Raw genomic sequence first — 22497 nt, forward strand, 5'->3', positions numbered from 1 at the left:
TAATTGATTACAAAATTACTAAATTACATTACCAAAGCTGTTATTATGAAAACACTATTATTTATTTTGATGGGAAGTTTTACCTTTGTGACCGCTCAAAATAAAACCGAATTGAAAAAAGATATTACATCCCCAAAAGCAGAGAAGATTGCAAAAGAATTAGTAGCTCACAATATGCCGAGGGTAGATAATTACTACTGGATGAATGACAGGGAAGATCCAAAAGTGATTTCCTATCTGGAAAGTGAAAATTTATATAACGAGCAAATGACTTCTCATACTAAAGAGTTTCAGGAAAAACTCTTTGAGGAAATGAAAGGTCGTATAAAGGAGGATGATGAATCTGTGCCTTATAAATTAAACGGATATTGGTATTTGACCCGATTTGAAAAGGGTAAAGATTATCCTATTTATTCTCGTAAAAAGGAATCACTTGATGCCCCGGAGGAAATTCTCTTCAATGTTAATGAGATGGCTGAAGGCTTTGAATACTATAGTCTTGGAGGTTTGAATGTAAGTATGGATAATAAATTGGTTGCTTTTGGCGTGGATACGCTAAGCCGAAGAAAATATACTATCCAGATAAAAAACTTGGTAACAGGTGAAATTCTACCTGAAAAAATTGAAACAACTACGGGAGGATCTACTTGGGCGAATGATAATAAAACGCTTTTTTATACTAAAAAGGATGAACAAACACTCAGGTCCAATCAAATATTTAAGCATATACTTGGTACAGACCCCAGTGAAGATGTATTAGTGTTTGAAGAAAAAGATGAAACTTATAATACTTATGTGTATAAATCGAAGTCACGCAAGTATTTAATAATAGGTTCACATAGTACCCTTACTAGTGAATACAGGGTTTTAGACGCCAATACTCCTGAAGGAGAGTTCAAAATATTTCAAGAACGCCAAAGAGGTTTAGAATATGGAATAAGTCATTATGAAGATCAATTTTATATTCTTACTAATAAAGACAAAGCCACAAATTTCAAATTGATGAAATGTCCGGTAGATAAAACCGGAATGGAGAATTGGGTGGAAGTAATCCCTCATAGAGATGATTACTTATTGGAAGATATTGATATTTTCGAAAAGTTCCTTGTGGTGAGTGAACGTAACAATGGTCTAAATAAAATTAAAATCACTAAATGGGATACTCAGGAAAGCTATTATTTACCATTTGATAATGAAACTTATACCGCCTACACTAGTATTAACCCCGATTTTGATACCGATATCTTAAGATACACGTATAATTCTATGAATACTCCAACCTCTGTAGTGGATTTTAATATGACCACTAAGGAGAAAGTAGTTCTTAAGGAGCAGGAAGTATTGGGTGGAAAATTTAATAAAGATAACTATACAACTGAACGAATCTGGGCGCCGGCTGCAGATGGAACTAAAATTCCAGTTTCCTTAATTTATAGAAAAGATATTGAGAGAAATGGAGGTAACCCTGTACTTCAGTACGCATACGGTTCGTATGGTTCTACTATAGATCCTTATTTTTCTACCGCTCGACTTAGTTTGTTGGACAGAGGGTTTATCTATGCAATTGCCCATATTAGAGGTGGGGAGTATCTTGGCAGACAATGGTATGAGGATGGAAAACTATTAAAGAAAATGAATACATTTACCGATTTTATAGATGTATCCCGGTATCTAATAGATCAAAAATACACTTCATCACAGCATCTTTATGCTATGGGAGGTTCGGCCGGAGGATTATTAATGGGAGCCGTGGTTAATATGGCGCCAGAACTTTATAATGGAGTGGTAGCGGCAGTTCCTTTTGTAGATGTTGTTACAACTATGTTAGACGACAGTATTCCCTTAACTACAGGAGAATATGATGAATGGGGGAATCCTAACGACCTTGAGTACTATAGCTACATGCTTTCTTATTCCCCGTACGATAATGTTGGTAAACATGAATACCCTAATATGCTGGTAACTACAGGGCTTCATGATTCTCAGGTACAATATTGGGAACCGGCAAAATGGGTTGCTAAGCTAAGAGAGCTTAAAACAGATGACAATATTTTATTGCTGCACACAAATATGGATGCGGGGCACGGAGGAGCTTCAGGAAGGTTTGAAGCCTTGAAAGAGGTAGCAGAAGAGTACGCGTTTTTGTTAGACATGGAAGGAATTGATGAATAATTAAAAAATTTCGCTTAAATTTGTCCGGTTTTTATAACTAAGACGGTACTTTTTTATTGCGCTGTTTTATAAAAATACAAATTCTGCAAAAGAACTTCATTTATGAGAGAAGAGATTAAAGTTTATGATAATGTATTACAATTAATAGGGAATACACCTTTAATACATTTAAACTCCATCACAAAAAATTTTGAAGGTAATTTTTTCGCAAAAGTCGAAGCTTTTAACCCCGGTCATTCTACTAAAGACCGTATCGCTTTATACATTATAGAAGAAGCGGAAAGAAAAGGGATTCTAAAACCGGGAGACACTATTGTTGAAACTACATCGGGAAATACAGGTTATAGTATTGCAATGGTGAGTATAATAAAGGGCTACGAATGTATTTTAGCAGTTAGTTCAAAATCTTCAAAAGATAAGATCGATATGCTGAAAACTATGGGGGCAAAGGTATATGTTTGTCCGGCGCATGTTTCGGCAGACGATCCGAGATCTTATTACCAGGTAGCTAAAAGATTACACGAGGAAAGAAAAGGTTCAGTATACATCAATCAATATTTTAATGAGCTTAATATGGATGCTCATTACAATTCTACAGGGCCGGAAATTTGGAATCAAACAGAGGGAAAAATCACTCACTTGGTAGCCTGCAGTGGTACTGGAGGGACTATTTCTGGAACTGCCAGATATTTGAAAGATCAAAATCCAGATATAAAAGTTATTGGAATAGACGCTTTTGGTTCTGTGCTTAAGAAATATCACGAAACTCGCGAATTTGATTCTGAAGAGATATATCCATATAGAATTGAAGGTTTAGGTAAGAATCTCATTCCTACTGCTACCGATTTTGATGCAATAGATAAATTCATAAAAGTTACAGATGAAGAAAGTGCGCATACCGCGCGTGAGTTAGCAAAAACCGAAGGGCTTTTTGTTGGTTACACTAGTGGTGCCGCTATGCAAGGAATAAAGCAACTTAGTGAACAAGGCGAGTTTGATAAGAATAGTAAGGTTGTGGTTATATTTCCTGACCACGGATCACGATATATGAGTAAAGTTTTTAGTGACGACTGGATGACAGAACAAGGATTTTTCGACACTAAGAACGCAGCAGCTGCACAAAGTATTGAGTTTATAAAGTAAGAGATGCTCCTTTAATAACATTTAATATTTAAAAGCATCCTTTTGAAAGGATGCTTTTATTTTACATAATGCGGGCATTAAATATTATTATTGTAAAATTGAGTTGTATTTAACTACTTTTGCAGCTCGTAAATAAAAGATCTATGAGAGATTTATTTGATAAAATATATAAGGACAAGGGTCCTTTAGGAAAATGGGCTGAACAGGCAGAAGGATATTTTGTGTTCCCTAAACTGGAAGGGCCAATTTCTAACCGAATGAAGTTTAGAGGGAAAGAAGTTATTACCTGGAGTATAAATGATTACCTGGGAATGGCTAATCACCCTGAAGTTCGCAAAGTAGATGCTGAAGCGGCAGCCGAGTATGGGTCTGCTTACCCAATGGGGGCTAGAATGATGAGCGGGCATACCGATATGCATGAAAAGTTGCAAGAAGAGCTCGCTGAGTTTGTAAGTAAGGAAGCAGCATATTTATTGAATTTTGGATACCAGGGAATGGTTTCTACTATTGATGCTTTGGTTTCTAAGGCTGATGTTATTGTATATGATGTAGATGCACATGCCTGTATTATTGACGGTGTTCGATTGCATTTGGGGCAGCGATTTACATATAAGCACAACGATATGGAAAGTATCGAGAAGAACCTGCAGCGTGCTACTAAAATTGCAGAACAAACCGGTGGAGGTATATTATTGATCTCTGAGGGTGTGTTCGGAATGCGTGGAGAGCAAGGTAAATTAAAGGAAATAGTTGCTTTAAAGGAGAAATATAACTTCAGATTGTTTGTAGATGATGCTCATGGTTTTGGAACCTTAGGGGCTACAGGAGCAGGAGCAGGAGAAGAACAAGGAGTTCAAGACGATATAGATGTGTACTTTGCAACCTTTGCCAAATCTATGGCCAGTACAGGTGCTTTTATTGCTGGGGATAAAGAGATCATGGATTATTTAAAATATAATCTGCGTTCGCAAATGTTCGCCAAATCTTTACAGATGCAATTGGTAATTGGTGCCCGTAAGCGTTTAGAGATGTTGAAAACCATGCCAGAACTTAAAGCTAAGTTATGGGAGAATGTGAATGCTTTGCAAAATGGATTAAAATCACGAGGTTTCGACATTGGAACTACACAAAGTTGTGTAACTCCAGTTTATCTTAAAGGTAGTATTCCTGAGGCAATGGCTTTGGTGAAAGATCTTAGAGAGAATCATGGAATCTTTTGTTCAATAGTTGTGTATCCGGTAATTCCTAAAGGTCTTATATTACTTAGAATGATTCCTACTGCTACGCACACCTTAGAAGATGTAGAACTTACCTTAGAAGCTTTCTCTGCAATTAGAGAACGATTAGAGAATGGAACTTATAAAAGACTTTCTGAGGCGGTTACTGCTTCAGCAGAAGAATAGTAATATCCAAAAGTTTATAAATAAAAAAATCCGCTACTTGTAGCGGATTTTTTTTATGGTATCAGGTAAATTATTATTCGGTTTCCGGTTCTTCTGTGTTCCCTTGCTGTTCTTCAGATCTTTTCCTTCTGCGATCACCTTCAAAAGAGTCATCTATATATTCATCTTTTGTATGCATATCAAATCTGTAAGAAATGCCGGCAGCCACCTGCCATCTGGAAGGAGTATTTTTAAAATTGATTAATCCAGACAGGTCTACTTGAAAGTCATCTGTAAATAAATAAGCTCCTCCAATTCTAGCTATATCATCGGCATAGATATCGCTTATAAGTCCTTGATATTCAATGAAACCTGCAACTTTAGGTGTAAATGCATGTGTAAGAGTTACAATTCCCGCGAAAGTAGGAGAATCTTCAGTTAATTTATCGGCAATAAAATTCATTACCAATACATAGCTGCCAATCCAGTTATTTTGAGTGGAAACTACAATTTTAGGACTCAATTTATTTTCTCCTTCATATAAATACGGGTTGTCACCAAATGAAAAATTAGCCCCCGCATATACCGCAACAGCAGGAATTAAACTCTTCCACTTGAACTGTTGATTTGCTTTCCAACTATATAAATTTGGTTTATCTGGTTCAATACTGCGAGAAGGATCAAAAATCAGATATTTTATCCCTAAAGTATTAGTCTTGAAATTGCTTCTTTTGAATTCTTCTTCATTGCCACCAACTTTTAGAGTAGTTGATTCATTTTGAAAACTACCAATTAGACTTACCTCTAAAGCTTCAAAAAATAAGCCGTACCTCAAAGCATAATCTGCTCCAAGAATATCGGTATCTGTAACTAACAAATTGTGTTGATCGTTTCCTAAGTATCCTCCGGCCTCAACTTGAAGCACACCGGTTCCTACCGAAAAAGCCCCCTGAGAACTACCAGGTCTGTTGGAATTGATGGTTTCTGTGTATTGAGCATAAATACTAAAATTCACGAAAAATACCAGTAGAAGTAATACGGCTTTGGAAGTGGAGTGTTGCATATTTCGCCTGTTTATTGCGATCAAATATATGGGATTTTATTAATTTTTTAGGGCATATATACCAATTTTGTCTCGGTATAATAGTAATTTTGCCAAAAATAAAAAGATGAACGAAGCTTCATTTGAAGGTATTCTGAAAACTGTTTTAATCATAATGTTGATCTATTTTGCATTTAAGATCTTCATTAAATGGTTCGGACCTCTTATTCTGAAATACTTTTTAAAGAAAATAGGAAGTAAATTCCAACAGCAATTTACACAAGCCCAAAGTTCTACTAAAAAAGAGGGCGATGTTGTTATTGATAAAAAGGAAAAAGGAAAGAAGAAATCCAACAAAAATGTTGGCGAGTATATCGATTACGAAGAAATTGATTAATTTTCGGGCCTAATAAATACTTCATAATGATTAGGTCTTTTAAAGGTATTCTTCCGCATGTTTTAGTTGTTTTAGGTTTTGTAGTTATTTCACTAGCATATTTCAGCCCCGTACTTCAGGGAAAGGAAATATTTCAAAGTGATATAGTGCAGTATATAGGAATGTCTAAACAACAAAATGATTTTAGAGCAGCTACTGGAGAAGAACCGTATTGGACGGATGCTGCCTTTGGAGGGATGCCAACGTACCAGCTTGGTGCACATTATCCTCATAATTATATTAAAAAGATCGATTCTGTTTTAAGATTTCTCCCTCGCCCTGCAGATTACCTATTCATCTATTTTATAGGTTTTTATATACTATTACTGGTATTAAAACTCGATTATAAGTTAGCGTTTCTGGGTGCATTAGCATTTGGTTTTTCTACCTATCTCATTATTATTTTAGGGGTGGGGCATAACGCAAAGGCTCATGCCATAGCTTATATGCCAATGGTGCTTGCAGGAATTTTGCTTTGTTTCCGAAGTAAATATATTGGTGGTTTCCTGTTGTTAGCTATTGCAATGGCTTTAGAAATAGGAGCAAATCACTTTCAAATGACATATTACTTATTACTTTTAGTAATTGTTTTGGGAATTGTTTATTTAATTGAAGCCTATAAACATAAGCAATTACCAAATTATTTTAAGGCGTTAGGAGTTATGGTGTTGGCTGTGGTTCTGGCCATTGGTGCCAATGCTACAAACTTAATGGCTACCCAGGAATATACCGCATTTAGTACAAGAGGTGATACTGGATTAGGTATTGGTCCCGATGGTAAAACTAAAACGGATAGCGGATTGAATTACGATTATATTACCGAATACAGTTATGGGAAATTAGAGTCATTTAATCTTTTTATCCCAAGGTTCATGGGAGGCTCAAATTCGGAAAAGCTTGATAAAGATTCTGAAATGTATGCGCAGCTAATAAAGATGGGCGCATCTCCTTCTCAGGCACTAGATTTTGCACAAAACGCTCCCATGTATTGGGGTGATCAGCCATTTGTAGGTGCTCCAGCATACCTTGGCGCAACAGTATTATTTTTATTCGTCCTGGCTCTTTTTCTTGTAAAAGGCAGATTGAAATGGTGGATAGTTGGTGGAGCGTTATTGGCTTTATTCTTATCTTGGGGAAAGAATTTCGCATTTCTTACTCAATTCTTTATCGATTTTGTTCCTCTATATAATAAATTCAGAGCGGTTTCATCTATTCAGGTTATTATCGAGCTGTGTATTCCAATTTTAGCTGTTTTTGGTTTATATAGGGTATTCCATGATTTTGAAAAGAAGAAAGAAAAAGAACATGCCCTAAAATGGGCTACAATTATTAGTGGGGGGGTAGCTTTATTCTTTTTATTGCTGAAGTCAACATTGTTCGATTTTAGTGGGGCAAATGATGGAACTTATCTTCAGCAAATGGGAGCCGAATTTGTGCGAGCCTTAAAAAATGATAGGAAATCTATATTTTCTGCAGATGCCATAAGATCTTTGATATTTGTGCTTCTTTCTGCAGGATTAATCTGGTTATATTTAAAAGAAAAAGCCTCGAAGAATTTAATAATTGGAGGTTTTGTGATACTAATTTTAGTTGATCTGGTAGGCGTGGATAAAAGGTATGTGAATTCAGATGATTTTGTTTCTGCAAGACAAATGAATCAACCATTTCAACAGTCTTCAGCAGATGCTCAAATACTTCAGGATAAAGGGCACTATAGAGTCTTCGATCTTGTCGAAAACCCTTTTAATACCGGGAAGACTTCTTATTTTCATAACTCGATAGGGGGGTATCATGCTGCAAAGCCGGGGAGAATGCAAGATCTTTACGATTTCTATATATCTAAGAATAATATGGACATTCTGAATATGTTGAATGTAAAATACTTCATCGTTCCTACAAAAGATGGTGTAATTGCTCAACAGAATCCTGAAACATATGGAAATGCCTGGTTTGTTAATTCAATAAAATATGTTTCAAATGCAGATGAAGAAATAACGAGCCTGGGGGAAACAGATCTGTCAAAGGTCGCAATTTTAAATTCTGAATATAAAAAACTAATGCCCACAAGCATTCAGACAGATACCACAACAATTAAGTTAATAGAACAACAGCCAAATAGGTTGGTTTATAGAACTAATAGTACTCAAGATCAACTAGCGGTATTTTCAGAAATGTATTATAAGGATGGCTGGAATGCTTACGTCGATGGAAATGCCGTTCCACATTTTAGAGCAAATTATGTTTTAAGGTCAATGCTTGTTCCTAAAGGAGCTCATACCATTACTTTTGAATTTGAGCCGCAAGTAATAAAAACCGGTAGTAATATAGCTTTAGCAAGTTCAATTATATTAGGCCTTTTACTTTTGGGAGGATTATTCTTTACCTTTAAAAACAAAAAGGAATAGCTGATCTGATCTTCAAAACTTTTATGGAAAAGGTACTTATTATAACTTATTATTGGCCACCCGCTGGGGGTCCGGGGGTACAGCGCTGGTTAAAGTTCGTAAAGTATTTGAAGGCTTATAATGTAGAACCAATTGTTTACATACCAGAGAATCCCGAATATCCCTTAATAGATGAATCTTTGCAGGATGAGATCCCGGAAGGGATAAGCATATTGAAGAAAAAGATCTTCGAGCCTTATCAACTGGCACAAGTATTTTCAAAAAAAGATACTTCAAACATTAGTTCTGGGATTATTCCTGAAACTAAGAAACAAACAACACTTCAAAAGTTGTTTTTATACATTCGAGGTAACTTTTTTATACCTGATGCACGAAAGTTTTGGATAAAACCATCTGTAAAATATCTTTCAAAATACATTTCAGAAAATGATATAAAAACGGTGATTACAACTGGACCACCGCATAGTTTACATCTTATAGGCTTAAAAATAAAGTCTAATTTGCCTATTACTTGGATAGCAGATTTTAGAGATCCATGGACACAAATAGGCTATCATAAAAAATTGAAACTTTCTTCAGCTTCAAAAAGAAAACATTTAAATTTTGAGCATAAGGTTTTAAATACTGCTGATACTATTATCACTACCAGTTATACAACTAAAGCTGAATTTCGGGAAAAAACATCTAAACCCATCACTGTAATTACAAATGGGTACGATGAAACTTTAATTAAGGAGGTAGTTCCCGATGCTAATTTTACACTTGCCCATATTGGTTCTTTGTTATCTGGCCGAAATCCCTATAATTTATGGGAGGTCTTATCTCAATTAATTTCCGAAAATGAATTATTTGCTAAAAAATTTAAGCTTAAACTGGTTGGGGCGGTAAGCAAAGAAGTCTTAGAGACCATTAATTCATTTGGTTTGCAAAATAATTTAGAAGTGGTTGCCTATGTTACTCACCAGGAGGCATTGAAAATTCAACGCCAGTCCCAAGTATTATTGTTAATTGAAATTGATAGTATAGAAACTAGAGGTATTATTCCGGGAAAGATCTTCGAATATTTGGCTGCAAAACGTCCAATTTTGGCGATAGGACCAGAGCAATGGGATGTTATAAGGATATTGGAGCATACCAATAGCGGAAAATATTACTCTTATCAAGATACACAACAACTTAAATCACAAATACTCACCTACTTTAATTTGTATCAGGATAAAGAGCTAAGGTCTTCATCTAAGAATATCGAAGAATACAGCAGAAAAATGCTTACGGGGAAGCTCGCTAACTTAATTAAGAACATTTAAAATGGGGGTAATTCTAAATCAGTCTTTCAAAAATATGGTGACCACCTATTTTGGGTTTGGTATAGGAGCAATCAATACACTCTTTTTGTTCACTTATTTTTTAGAAAAGGAATATTATGGTCTGGTTAGTTTTTTGCTCTCTGCAGCAAATTTAGTATGGCCATTAATGGCTTTTGGTGTTCATAATACGCTAGTTAAATTCTATTCTTCCTATAAAACTGATTCCGAAAAGGATAAATTGTTAAATCTAATAGTTGTACTTCCGGTAGGGGTTTCTATTCTATTAGGAATTATTGGTCTCTTTAGTTATGATTTTATTCTGCAATATTTCGATGAAGGCAACGAACTTGTAAAACCATATGTATGGCTCATATTCGTAATTGCATTTGCTACAACTTATTTTGAAGTATTTTTTGCTTGGTCTAAAATCCACCTCCAAACCGTTTATGGAAATTTTATGAAAGAGGTTTTTCACCGAATTTGTGTAACAATACTCTTGTTTGCCGTATATCTAAAATGGATTGATGTTCACACATTTATATATGCTATTGCGGTAATATTTGTGTTTAGGGCTATAACCATGCAAATTTATGCCTTTTCATTATATAGACCCAAATTCAGTTTTTTAATGCCTGATAATTTGAATTCGGTATTTAAATATTCAGCACTAATATTGATTGCGGGCTCAGTCGCAACTATTTTATTAGACTTAGATAAGGTAATGATAGAACATTATTTACCAATCGAAAATGTGGCTATTTATGGAATTGCAGTATATATAGCCACTGTTATATCTGTTCCGCAGAAGGCAATGCATCAAATTATTCATCCTCTTACCGCGAGTTTGTTAAATGCAAAAGATAAGTTGGGTATGGCCGATCTTTATAAAAGAAGTTCTTTAAGTTTACTCGTAATCAGTGCTTTGATTTTTATTCTAATCATTATCAATATTCAGCAATTATATGTGCTTATGCCAGAGGAGTATCAAATAAGTCCGATGATTGTATTGCTGATTTCGTTAGTGAAATTGTTCGATAATATGCTGGGTAATAACAATAGCATATTATTTAATTCTGATTATTACAGGTTAGTACTGATTTTTGGGGTAGCGCTATCTCTTGTTGCTTTCGGATTTAATTTACTTTTAATACCATTATACGGAATAGTGGGTGCAGCAATAGCGAGTTTTCTGGCTTTTGGTGTTTACAATGCAACAAAGATTTTGATAGTGCTTAATAAATTTCATATTCAGCCTTTTACACTAAAAACCCTGTATATTTTGTTATTCTCTGCGGCATTAACCATTGGATTTTATGTTTGGGAATTTCCTTTTCATCCAATTATCAATATAATATTGAAATCAATTTTATGTAGCAGTATATATTTGCTGATTGCAGTTCGATTCAGGTTTTCAGAAGATGTAAACCACTTAATCGAAAAATATCTTCAAAAATGGTTATAGGAAATGAAAACCCCCACACATTTTTTACAATGTTATGGGGGCTTCTAACTAACCAACCAAAAGTTTAAATTCAATTATTATGCCTTATTTTAATTTCCTCTGGAACTTCTTCCTCTGGATGAAGTAGAAGAATTTCTGGAATTTGAATTTGTTGAAGTGTTTGCCGATCTCACCTGTGTTTCTCTCGATCTATTGGTATCCTGAACTTTAGAATTTGAATTCCTGCTAGCTCGAGAAGATCGTGCAGAGGTATTTCTGTCTTTTTTTACTACACTTCTTGTACTCCCTGTATCAACCCTAGATGGAACAGAGGTTCGGGTTGAAACTGATCTTGAAACCGATTTAGTATTAGAGTCTGAACTTGTTGTTCTTCCTCTATTATTCTGGCTCCTTACGGCGTTTTCATGTTTATTGGTGTTTGCAACTTCCCGTCTTGAACTTGATCTATTTGAACTTTCATTTACAGACCTTCTCCCGCTCGAAACATTTTTTGATGAGGAATTTACATTTGTTCTATGAGTAACATTTCTATTAGATCTTACAGCAGGTGTAATCTCCCTTGCTGAAGTTGTTCTTCTTCCATGATTATAGCTAACAACATTTTGTCCGGGTCTATAAAATTTTTTTGTTTTATAAATGTTATTTGTGTGATAAACATTTACGTATTGTACATAACTATATCTTACTGGTTCATAATAAGTACGGTAAGGCTCATAATATACCACACGGTAAGAATCATGTGGTCTAACATAATATTTATGCCATGGTCTGTATATATAATGTGAATTATATCTGTTGATATATCCTACATAACGTACAGGCTGATTGAACTGGTTATATTGGATACGCATTCCTCCCAAACGTGCAAGGCTCCCATGATTGTTATAAACTATATCAACGTTTCCTGCCTGAATTATCCTTCCATAGTAATCATAATAGATTGGTACATTTTCAATTTGAATTACTGCACCATAATCATCGTACTGTACATAAGTATCATAGTTATAACCTGAGTTGTAACTGATATTTACTACTGGGGTGGATATATTTACTATTGAAGTTCTTTCAAATTGCGGATTATAGTAGAAATCGAATTCACCATTTGGATAAACTGCAAATTCAACCCCGCCTTCTATAAAGATGAAGGATTCACCATAATTATTATAAGGGTAAGTAAAATCTTTGTTATTTTCTGCTGTAGCAGACCATCCAACTAATAAGAGTGCTAGTATTAAGGTAATATTTTTCATAAGGCACTGGTTTAAAATTAATATTGAATTATTGCTTGGAGGTAGTTGCTTAGACTTATACAAACTGCATGCCAATAACCCATAATCAGTGGCTCTCATAAAAAAAGGTTACCAACTTAAAGCAAAATCCATGCTTAATTAGTTGGTAACCAGTATTTAAGTTTTATATGAAAATTATAGTTTCTCGTCGAGAAAGGGAGCTGTATAAGATTTATTATTTTTTGAAACCTCTTCTGGAGTTCCTGTGGCAATAAGGTAACCTCCATTTTCTCCACCGTCAAGTCCAAGGTCTATAACATGATCGGCACATTTCACAAGATCCATATTATGCTCTATTACAATTACCGAATGTCCTTTTTCTATTAAAGCATTAAAGGATTTCAGTAATTTCTGAATATCGTGGAAGTGCAAACCGGTTGTAGGTTCATCGAATATAAAAAGTGCTTTTTCCTTAGTGATTCCCTTAACAAGAAAAGAAGCCAGCTTTATACGCTGTGCCTCTCCACCAGAAAGGGTAGAAGAACTCTGGCCTAATTGAACATAGCCTAATCCAACTTCTTTAAGAGGTTTTAGCTTTCTTTTAATTTTAGATTCTCCATTTTCATCAAAGAAAGTTATGGCATCTTCAATAGTCATTTTAAGAATATCGTCTATATTCTTATCGGCGAAAGTAACTTCTAATACTTCCTTTTTAAAGCGCTTACCACTGCAGGTTTCACATTCTAAATGAACATCTGCCATAAATTGCATCTCGATGGTAACTTCTCCTTCTCCCTTACAGGTCTCGCATCTTCCCCCATCTACGTTAAAAGAAAAATGTTTTGCTTTAAAACCTCTTATTTCTGATAATTTTTGATTGGCAAACAAGTTTCTAATATCATCATAAGCCTTAATATACGTTACAGGGTTTGATCTGGAAGAGCGACCAATTGGATTTTGGTCTACAAATTCTATAGAGGTGGTATTCGAAAAATTGCCTTCAATTTTAGTGAATTGTCCAGCTTTTTCTCCATAACCGCCAATTTCCTTCAACAATGCAGGATACATTATTTTTTTAACCAGCGTACTCTTTCCGCTTCCCGAAACTCCCGTAACAGCAGTAAATACTCCTAAAGGAAATGTTACGTCAATATTCTTTAAGTTGTTTTCTCTAGCTCCAAATATCTTTACAAATTGTTTTGAAGTTCTTCTTTTCTTAGGAACTTCAATTCTCATGGAATCGTTCAAGTATTTCGCGGTCAAAGAATCGGATCTTAATATCTCATCGTAATTCCCTGCTGCTACTACCTCTCCACCATGTGTCCCGGCCTCGGGCCCAATGTCTATTATTTCATCGGCAGCCTTCATGATATCTTCATCATGCTCTACTACAATTACTGTATTTCCTAAATCTCGTAATTTCTCCAGAACCGTTATTAATTTCTTTGTATCTCTAGGATGGAGCCCAATTGAGGGTTCATCTAAAATATACATCGATCCAACTAAACTACTCCCTAGTGAAGTAGCCAGATTAATACGTTGTGATTCTCCTCCAGAAAGGGTATTAGACTTTCTATTAAGTGTAAGATAATCGAGCCCTACATTTGATAGGAATTCTAAGCGGTTATTGATTTCTACTAATAACCTTTTTGCTATTTGAGCGTCATATTCATTTAGTTCAAGATTTTTGAAGAAATCTCTTACCTTATCAAGGGGCTTTTCAACAAGATCGGTAATATTAGCTCCTCCAATCTTTACATAATGTGTTTCGGGACGTAATCTTTTACCTTTGCAAACAGAGCATTTGGTCTTACCTCTATATCGAGATAACATTACCCTATTTTGAATTTTATAGGCTTTGGATTCTAAGAAAGCGAAGAAATCATTTAATCCTTCAAAATGCTGATTTCCTGTCCATATAAGTTCTTTCTGTTCATCAGTTAGCTCAAAATAAGGTTTATGTATAGGGAAATCGAATTTATGTGAATTATTAACTAACTGATCTCTATACCAGCTCATGCTGTCTCCTCTCCAGGGAAAAATAGCATTTTCGTAAATAGAAAGTCCGGTGTTTGGAATAACAAGATCTCCATCTATTCCAATTACATCACCATAACCTTCACACTTTGGACAAGCACCGTATGGATTATTGAAACTAAATAAATGAACATTCGGCTCTAAAAAACTCATGCCATCCAATTCAAATTTATTGCTGAAATGTCTTGCTTTATTATCTGATAGAGATTCAATGAACAATTCTCCTTTTCCTTCAAAAAATGCTGTTTGAGTTGCATCTGCAAGTCGGTTATAGAAATCTTCATCATCTTTAGTTACGATTCTATCAACCACAAGAAAAACCTCTTTTTGTTTGATTTTTGCGAGTTCTCCATCATCAATTCGTATAACCTTATCTTTTACTTTTATCCTGCTGTATCCCTGCTGTAATAAGACTTTAAGTTTTTCCTCTAAAGTTCTTCCTTCTTCAACAAGAATTGGCGCAAGAAGTAGCATTTTTTCACCTTGAGGAAAGGATTTAATATAATTTATTACGTCTGTAACAGTATCTTTTTTCACTTCATCTCCGGAAATAGGGGAGTAGGTTCTTCCTATTCTTGCAAAAAGGAGTTTCAGATAATCGTAAATCTCTGTAGTTGTACCCACCGTAGAGCGTGGATTAGTAGAATTCACTTTCTGCTCAATTGCAATTGCAGGTGCAATTCCTTTTATATAATCAACTTTTGGCTTATTAAGTCTGCCAAGAAACTGTCTAGCATAAGAAGATAGACTTTCCACATATCTTCGTTGGCCTTCAGCATATAAAGTGTCAAAGGCTAAGCTGGATTTCCCAGAGCCGGACAGCCCCGTAATAACTACTAATTTATTACGTGGAATTACAACGTTTATATTCTTTAAATTGTGAAGTTTAGCACCTTTAATTATGATGTTTTCCTTCGGATTCACATCTAAAATATCTGCAGACATATATTTGTTTTATTCATGCGGAATGCAAAGGTACTCAATAACAATCAGTGTAAAAAGTGAAGAATATCTGTAAGGTATGTTAAAAAATAAGATTGATATTTGTTTTTGTTAAAAATATGTTGCTATATTTGAGCCATCAACGAACAATCTAAAAATCTATTGCCTATTGCATAAAGTTACTTTTTAAGTTTTAAAATAAACCTAACCCCGGGTATTCTGAATACCTGAAATAAAGTAACTATTATGGAAAATGCTAAGGCAACTGATGCTTCACTAGTAAAAGCCTATATTCAGGGAAACGAAAATTCTCTTTCTATTCTAATTAGCCGGCACCAACACCGTATTTACAGTTTTATTTATTCCAAAGTATTTGATAAAGATATTGCTGAAGATGTTTTTCAGGATACTTTCATTAAAGTAATTAATACTCTAAAAAGAGGTAAGTATAATGAAGAGGGGAAATTTTTACCTTGGGTGATGCGTATTGCTCATAATTTGGTAATAGATCATTTCAGAAGAAATAAGAGAATGCCTATGTTCGAGAACAATGGGGATTTTAATATTTTTTCGGTTTTAAGCGATGGAGATCTTGATATTGAGAGACAACTTATAAAAGATCAAATTGAATGTGATGTTCAGGAATTGATAAAGGAATTGCCTGAAGACCAATTGGAAGTGCTTACAATGCGTATCTATAAGGATATGAGTTTTAAAGAAATCTCTGAGAGAACGGGAGTAAGCATTAACACGGCTTTAGGGCGTATGCGCTATGCCTTAATCAACCTGCGTAAAATTATAGAAAAGCATAATTTGATTTTAACAAATTAAACCTGCAATAATAATGTTCTAATTGCGTTTTTCATTTAAACCAACTTAATAAGTGGACCATAATGAAGAACCTTTACACTAAACCTTCGAAAGAAGAGCAATTGAAGAACATGAACCCTAAAAAAGAGACCATTCAGTTTCTTTTAAGTTACTCTAAGGCACTGTGCATTACAGAGTATCAGAAAATGAAATTTGACACAGTGCTGAACTAAATTGATAAGACCCGTTTATTAGCCTACGGGTCTTATTTATTTGTACTTGATAAATTATAAGAGGAATCTATTTCTTCTTATAATATGAATCTATAACACTTTTTCTTCCTATAGTAGCGGTAATGATATCTTTATCTAGATTCCAAGCCCTAGCGGGGGAATACTGTCGACCGTAGAAAATTATTTGAAGGTGTAGTTTGTTCCATAGGTCTTTTGGAAATAAACGTTTTGCATCTTTTTCGGTTTGCGCTACATTTTTTCCATTTGTTAAGTTCCAACGATACATTAGCCTATGTATATGCGTGTCTACAGGAAAAGCTGGGACACCAAATGCCTGAGACATTACAACACTGGCAGTTTTATGTCCAACAGCGGGTAAAGCCTCTAAGGCCTCAAAACTTTGTGGTACTTCCCCATTGTATTTTTCAATAAGAATTTCAGATAAACCATGAATTCCTTTAGACTTCATGGGAGATAAGCCAACAGGTTTAATAATATCCCTTATTTCCTCAATAGATAATTTCACCATTTTATAGGGAGTATCAGCTAATTCAAAAAGAAGTGGAGTGATTTGATTGACTTTAACATCGGTGCTTTGTGCAGACATCAATACTGCTATCAAAAGCGTATAAGGATCTTTATGATCCAGAGGAATAGGTACTTCGGGATATATTTCATTTAACGTATCAATAACAAACTGTACCTTTTGCTTTTTATTCATTATGCTTACTTTTACAAAACAAATGTGCTAATTATGACATCATTGCAAATAGGAGATTCTGCTCCTCAATTTACAGGAAAAGATCAAGACGGAAAAATAATTAATCTCACCGATTTTAAGGGCAAGAAGTTAGTTCTTTTTTTTTATCCTAAAGCTAGTACTCCAGGTTGTACTGCTGAAGCTTGTAATTTAAGAGATAACTGGGGAAAATTTCAGGAACAAGGTTATGAAATACTTGGGGTAAGTGCCGATAGTGAGAAAAGACAGCAAAATTTCAAGAATAAATATGATATGCCATTTTCTTTATTGGCCGATGAGGAGAAGGACGTAATTAATGCATATGGCGTTTGGGGACCAAAGAAATTTATGGGAAAGGAATATGATGGAATACACCGAACGACCTTTGTAATTGATGAAAATGGTATGATTGAAGATATAATTGGCAAGGTGAAAACTAAAGAACACGCAGCCCAAATTCTTTAATTTTATTGAAGATTATATAGAAATAATAAAAAGCCTTTGAACTAATTCAAAGGCTTTTTATTATTTCAGAAGTTAAAGATTAGTCCATGAATTTCACTTTTTGAACAGTGGCTTTTTCTTTACAATTCTCAATTTCAAGTTCAATTTCACCAGAAGGAGTATTCCCAGAAATATAATAGGTTTTACATTTATTGGATCTGGTGTCACTTTCACCAAAATCTACATCTCCATCTTTTAAGATTGTAGATACAGTAGAAGTATCAATTTTATTAAAAGTAAAAAATTGCAGTGCATCTGGTGAAAAATGACGCTCCTTGATACGGATATTTTTAAGTACGCGAGCATTCGGGGAATAATCACAAGAAGTTTTTTTTCCTCCTAGAAAGAACATTAAAATTCCAATTCCCATAATAAGCCCCATGGAAAAGTATCCAATTCTTTGAAATAAATTCATATAATTTTAGAAAATAAGCAAATTGATATCACGGTAAGAAAGGTCAAACCAGTCAGCAATAGATTTGTTAGTTAATATACCGTGGTAAAAATACAATCCATTTCTCAAACCCTTGTCAAATCTCAAAGTATTTTCTAAACCACCTTCCTCTGCAATATGCAAAAGGTAAGGGGTGAAAATATTACTTATAGAGACGGAGGCTGTTTTAGCATATCTTGAGGGTATATTAGGTACACCGTAATGTATTACTCCATGTTTAGTAAATATGGGTTTATCATGAGTGGTAATTTCACTGGTTTCAACACAGCCACCCATATCTATACTCACATCAATTATAATGCTCCCATTTTTCATGCTTTGTACCATCTGTTCGGTTACCAGTATAGGGGAACGATTCTTTCCACGCACTGCACCTATAACAACATCACAACGCTTCAGCGCTTTACTTAAATTTTTAGGCTGAATGGTAGAAGTATATAATGTTTGCCCAATATTTGTTTGTATACTTCTTAATTTAGTTAAACTGCTATCGAACACTTTTACATTTGCTCCCAAACCAATAGCCGATCGCGCGGCAAATTCACCCACGGTACCTGCGCCAAGTATTACCACTTCAATTGGAGGCACACCACTAATATTTCCAAACATAAGACCACTTCCTTCTGCATGATTGCTCATAATTTCTGAAGCAATGAGGATAGATGCGGTGCCGGCTATTTCACTAAGAGCATGAACTGCAGGGTAAGATCCATCTTCATCTCTTATGAATTCAAACCCAAGTGCCGTAATTCTTTTTGTTGCTAACTTTTCAAAATATTCTTTACACTGAGTTTTTAGCTGCAAGGCAGAAATAAGGATGGTTTGAGGATTGATCATTTCCAACTCCTCGAAAGATGGCGGCTCAATTTTTAGAATAGTAGGACAAGAAAAGACCTTTTTTGTGTCCTTGGTAACTTCGGCTCCGGCATTCGAGTAATCCTGATCGCTGAATCTAGCCCATTTTCCGGCCCCGGCTTCTATAATCACCCGATGACCGTGAGCAGTAATTGCGGCTACCGCATCTGGAGTAAGGCAAACTCTTTTTTCCTGATAAGAAGTTTCCTTAGGAATACCAATGAACAGCTCACCTTTATTCCTGTATATCTCGAGGGTTTCTTCCTGAGGAAGTAGTTGTTCTTTAGTGAAGGGAGAATTTTGTTTAATCATGCCGAGTTGATAGTAAAGACTTAAATTACAACAATTTTCAGCAAATATAACGGGAATTAATTATTAAAGTTTACGGTAGTAATTTTCTTGAGGTTCATCTGGCACAACAAAATTGTCTTTTCGGAATTCATTGATCTCCACCTCATCTTTTGCAGACATTTTTGAAAATACCGAAATATCTGTTTCATTTAACTCACTAAGGTCTATCCCATATATTCTATCGAAAATTTGTGTTCGTACTAAATATACAATAACTAATACTCCAATAAAAAAAGGTGCAAGATATATAAGTTGATTGGTATCCATTGGATTAACAACATGATAGACATCTTCATAGACAGTACTGCAAATCTGGTATGTATACATCACAATGGGTACTAAAATAGCATGGTACCACCAATGTTTACATGTAAAGAACCAAATCAATAATAGGAATAAAGGAGTAACCTTACCAAGGTAGGTCCAAGCAGCCACCGCTACACTTTGGTAATATAGACTTTCATAAGTAAAAAAAGAATTTTCCCAAACGGGACCGTCTGGGAAAATTTCATATAAATAGAATATATATGGTGAAAACGCTATTAAGAAAGCCAGTATACTACCCGTTAGTAGGTATTTTGATGGCTGATCTATCAATCGCTTGTTTTTGAATTGGGTCATTATGATTGTCGTTGTCAGAAGTTGAAGTTACAAAAAAAGTTGCTCCAAAGATTGCTGCTGCGAATAAGATTGCTTTAAGTTTCATAATGTTAGGTTTTATATTGTTTGTTTCGTTTGATTGTCTGAGACAAACCTATAACATTATAAGATGCTAAAAGTAAATACCTTATCCGTACCTTTGCGCCCTTTTTAGAGCAAAAAAAAGCCTGTATTTTCAACAAAAATACTTGTCAAAAATAAGCTAAAATTCAACAATTTTCGATGTGAAACCAAAATTATAATTTCATACGTTTCAATTTTTGAAATAAGGTGACTTTTTTCTTACACCAACTTGAAAGTGGTAAATGTACTTTTTGCTTGCGTTTTTAACAAATTTTTAACATTCTTTTGTTCTTATCAACGACTGATAATTCCAGTTTTTGAACCTCAGAATCCAATAATTTTGAAATTTTTTGAGGCCATTCTATCAATTTCCAAGAATTTGTATTCAAATAATCTTCAATTCCCATATCTAAAGCTTCACTTTCATCTTCAATTCTATAAAAATCAAAGTGAAATACAGGACCATGTTCAGATTCGTATTCGTTAACTAGGGAGAAAGTAGGACTGGAGGCTATATCTTGTATTCCAAGAGCTTTTGCTATAGCTTTTATGAGGGTTGTTTTACCTGCCCCCATCTCTCCATAAAATAGTAAAGTTTTACTTTTAACCTTACTAAGTAGCGCTGTAGCAATACTGTCAATTTCTGACAGTTCGTAAGTTAAAGTCATTTAAATTTGGATTATTGGCGTTGTAAAGATACGTAATTAATTATTATCTAGGCTGTAACACACAAAATGGGATGATCATCTCTTCCATAGAGACCCCGCCATGTTGATAGGTATTCTTGAAATAGTTCACGTAATAATTATAATTATTAGGGTAGGCAAAGAACATATCTCCTTTGGCAAAAATAAACGAGCTGCTCATATTTAAGGTAGGAAGGTGAATAGCCTTGGGGTCTTTAGCAGCTAAAACATCTTTATCCTCATAAGTAAGGCTCTTCCCGGTTTTGTAACGTAAATTCAAGCTGGTGTTTTTATCGCCAATAACTTTAGATGGGGTTTTTACATTAATAGTTCCATGATCTGTAGTTAAAATTAATTTGAAACCCATTTGTTGCGCTTGCTGAATAATTTCTAATAATGGAGAATTTTTAAACCAACTCTGAGTTAGAGATCGATAAGATTTATCGTTTGATGCCAATTCCTTTATTACTTCCATTTCTGTTTTAGAGTGGGAAAGCATATCTACAAAATTGTAGACCACTACTGTTAGGTCATTTTCTTTTTGTGACCTAAAATTCTCTACCAACTTTTTGCCAGCTTTTAAGGAAGATATTTTATGGTACTCATATTTTATGTTTAGACCAAGCCGATCTAACTGCGATTTTAAAAATTCGGCTTCAAACATGTTTTTTCCACCTTCATCGGTATCATTTAACCAGTACTCCGGAAAAAGTTTTTCCATTTCGCTTGGCATTAAACCAGAAAATATTGCGTTTCTGGCATATTGAGTGGCAGTGGGTAAAATACTGTAGAATGCTGATTCTTCTTCCTTCTTATAGTAATTATTAATTATTGGTTCAAATGTTTTCCATTGATCATATCTTAAATTGTCTACCACTACGAGTAGGGTAGGTTGATTCTTACTTATTTCCGGTGCTATCTTAGTTTTGAATAGGGTATGAGACATTATAGGAGCATCGGCATTCTTTTTAAACCATTCAGGGTAATTTTTATCAATAAATTTACAGAATTGGTTATTTGCTTCTAACTTCTGTGATTCCAATATTTCAAACATTCCACTGTCTTCAATATTTTCAAGTTGCATTTCCCAATATAACAGACGCTGATAAAATTCTGCCCACTCTTCAAAAGAGTTTACATAAGACATATCCATGGCTATCTTTCTGAATTCCTGCTGATAGTTGGAAGTTGTTTTCTCGGTTATAAGTCTGGAATGATCAAGATTCTTTTTTATTGAGAGAAGAATCTGATTGGGATTTACCGGTTTTATAAGATAATCGGCAATTTTCGAGCCTATAGCTTCTTCCATGATAGTTTCTTCTTCACTTTTAGTGATCATCACTACCGGTACATCTGCGCGCATTTCTTTTATTTCGCTCAATGTTTCTAGCCCGGTGAGCCCTGGCATGTTCTCATCTAGAAAAACGATGTCGAAATTCTCTTGTTTTATTTTGTCTACAGCTTCGGTCCCGCTCCTGCAAGTAGTAACTTCGTAATTTTTAGATTCTAAAAATATGATGTGTGGTTTGAGCATATCTATCTCGTCGTCTGCCCAAAGTATTTTGATATTATTCATATATGTATC

Annotated in this window: 19 protein-coding genes; 10 read left to right on the forward strand and 9 right to left on the reverse strand. The window is 34.7% G+C overall.

The features are described from left to right. The first annotated feature begins 45 nt into the window (after positions 1-45). From L1I30_RS07345 to capB, 3 genes are all read left to right on the forward strand, one after another. A complete protein-coding gene (locus L1I30_RS07345; protein ID WP_236133628.1) occupies positions 46-2172 on the forward strand; it encodes a S9 family peptidase in 2127 nt (708 codons plus the stop codon). 102 nt (positions 2173-2274) lie between these two features. Then, positions 2275-3315 carry a cysteate synthase gene (gene capA, locus L1I30_RS07350; protein WP_236133629.1) on the forward strand — a complete coding sequence of 347 codons (1041 nt, stop codon included), beginning with the start codon at positions 2275-2277 and terminating at the stop codon, positions 3313-3315. A gap of 143 nt (positions 3316-3458) precedes the next feature. Continuing rightward, complete coding sequence (capB, locus tag L1I30_RS07355) at positions 3459-4718, forward strand: cysteate-C-fatty acyltransferase (protein ID WP_236133630.1); 1260 nt, start codon at positions 3459-3461, stop codon at positions 4716-4718. A 73-nt stretch (positions 4719-4791) separates the two neighbouring features. Here the strand turns inward: capB and L1I30_RS07360 are convergent, their stop codons facing one another. Further along, positions 4792-5760 (reverse strand): transporter, encoded by a 969-nt coding sequence (locus L1I30_RS07360; RefSeq protein ID WP_236133631.1) that lies wholly within the window; start codon positions 5758-5760, stop codon positions 4792-4794. Positions 5761-5866: 106 nt separating this feature from the next. Between L1I30_RS07360 and L1I30_RS07365 the strand changes: the two genes are divergently transcribed. Genes L1I30_RS07365 through L1I30_RS07380 form a run of 4 tightly spaced genes read left to right on the forward strand, consistent with a single transcriptional unit; the run spans position 5867 to position 11349 of the window. Then, positions 5867-6136 carry a DUF4834 family protein gene (locus tag L1I30_RS07365; RefSeq protein ID WP_236133632.1) on the forward strand — a complete coding sequence of 90 codons (270 nt, stop codon included), beginning with the start codon at positions 5867-5869 and terminating at the stop codon, positions 6134-6136. A gap of 26 nt (positions 6137-6162) precedes the next feature. Then, positions 6163-8580, forward strand: a complete 2418-nt coding sequence (locus L1I30_RS07370; protein ID WP_236133633.1) for a YfhO family protein — start codon at positions 6163-6165, stop codon at positions 8578-8580. Positions 8581-8603: 23 nt separating this feature from the next. Beyond that, complete coding sequence (locus L1I30_RS07375) at positions 8604-9887, forward strand: glycosyltransferase family 4 protein (protein WP_236133634.1); 1284 nt, start codon at positions 8604-8606, stop codon at positions 9885-9887. Position 9888: 1 nt separating this feature from the next. Next, positions 9889-11349: an oligosaccharide flippase family protein gene (locus tag L1I30_RS07380; RefSeq protein ID WP_236133635.1), complete on the forward strand. Its 1461-nt coding sequence runs from the start codon at positions 9889-9891 to the stop codon at positions 11347-11349. 89 nt (positions 11350-11438) lie between these two features. Here L1I30_RS07380 and L1I30_RS07385 read toward each other — a convergent pair whose 3' ends face one another. Both L1I30_RS07385 and uvrA read right to left on the reverse strand, forming a co-directional pair. Next, positions 11439-12599, reverse strand: coding sequence for a hypothetical protein (locus L1I30_RS07385; RefSeq protein ID WP_236133636.1), 1161 nt, complete (start codon positions 12597-12599; stop codon positions 11439-11441). A gap of 174 nt (positions 12600-12773) precedes the next feature. Then, the gene (gene uvrA, locus L1I30_RS07390; protein WP_236133637.1) at positions 12774-15560 is read right to left on the reverse strand and encodes an excinuclease ABC subunit UvrA; all 2787 of its coding nucleotides are present in this window, start codon (positions 15558-15560) and stop codon (positions 12774-12776) included. Between the two features lie 243 nt (positions 15561-15803). On the opposite strand from uvrA, the gene L1I30_RS07395 reads away from it, so the two are divergent. Together L1I30_RS07395 and L1I30_RS07400 are read left to right on the forward strand one after the other, a co-directional pair. Continuing rightward, a complete protein-coding gene (locus tag L1I30_RS07395; RefSeq protein WP_236133638.1) occupies positions 15804-16388 on the forward strand; it encodes an RNA polymerase sigma factor in 585 nt (194 codons plus the stop codon). Positions 16389-16450: 62 nt separating this feature from the next. After that, the gene (locus L1I30_RS07400) at positions 16451-16600 is read left to right on the forward strand and encodes a hypothetical protein (RefSeq protein WP_236133639.1); all 150 of its coding nucleotides are present in this window, start codon (positions 16451-16453) and stop codon (positions 16598-16600) included. Positions 16601-16667: 67 nt separating this feature from the next. Here L1I30_RS07400 and L1I30_RS07405 read toward each other — a convergent pair whose 3' ends face one another. Beyond that, the gene (locus tag L1I30_RS07405) at positions 16668-17321 is read right to left on the reverse strand and encodes an endonuclease III domain-containing protein (RefSeq protein ID WP_236133640.1); all 654 of its coding nucleotides are present in this window, start codon (positions 17319-17321) and stop codon (positions 16668-16670) included. Positions 17322-17354: 33 nt separating this feature from the next. Between L1I30_RS07405 and bcp the strand changes: the two genes are divergently transcribed. Beyond that, complete coding sequence (bcp, locus tag L1I30_RS07410; RefSeq protein WP_236133641.1) at positions 17355-17804, forward strand: thioredoxin-dependent thiol peroxidase; 450 nt, start codon at positions 17355-17357, stop codon at positions 17802-17804. A gap of 79 nt (positions 17805-17883) precedes the next feature. On the opposite strand, the gene L1I30_RS07415 is transcribed toward bcp, so the two are convergent. The 5 genes from L1I30_RS07415 to porX all read right to left on the reverse strand — a co-directional run bounded on the left by L1I30_RS07415 (position 17884) and on the right by porX (position 22488). Further along, positions 17884-18258, reverse strand: a complete 375-nt coding sequence (locus L1I30_RS07415) for a hypothetical protein (RefSeq protein ID WP_236133642.1) — start codon at positions 18256-18258, stop codon at positions 17884-17886. A gap of 6 nt (positions 18259-18264) precedes the next feature. Next, positions 18265-19464, reverse strand: coding sequence for an alanine dehydrogenase (locus L1I30_RS07420; protein ID WP_236133643.1), 1200 nt, complete (start codon positions 19462-19464; stop codon positions 18265-18267). Positions 19465-19527: 63 nt separating this feature from the next. Continuing rightward, a complete protein-coding gene (locus L1I30_RS07425) occupies positions 19528-20124 on the reverse strand; it encodes a hypothetical protein (protein WP_236133644.1) in 597 nt (198 codons plus the stop codon). A 365-nt stretch (positions 20125-20489) separates the two neighbouring features. Continuing rightward, entirely contained in the window at positions 20490-20894 is a 405-nt protein-coding gene (gene tsaE / locus L1I30_RS07430) for a tRNA (adenosine(37)-N6)-threonylcarbamoyltransferase complex ATPase subunit type 1 TsaE (protein ID WP_236133645.1), read from the reverse strand. Positions 20895-20937: 43 nt separating this feature from the next. Then, positions 20938-22488 (reverse strand): T9SS response regulator signal transducer PorX, encoded by a 1551-nt coding sequence (porX, locus tag L1I30_RS07435; protein WP_236133646.1) that lies wholly within the window; start codon positions 22486-22488, stop codon positions 20938-20940. Positions 22489-22497 lie beyond the last annotated feature (9 nt).

Source organism: Gillisia lutea (assembly GCF_021568705.1).
Taxonomy (GTDB): domain Bacteria; phylum Bacteroidota; class Bacteroidia; order Flavobacteriales; family Flavobacteriaceae; genus Gillisia; species Gillisia lutea.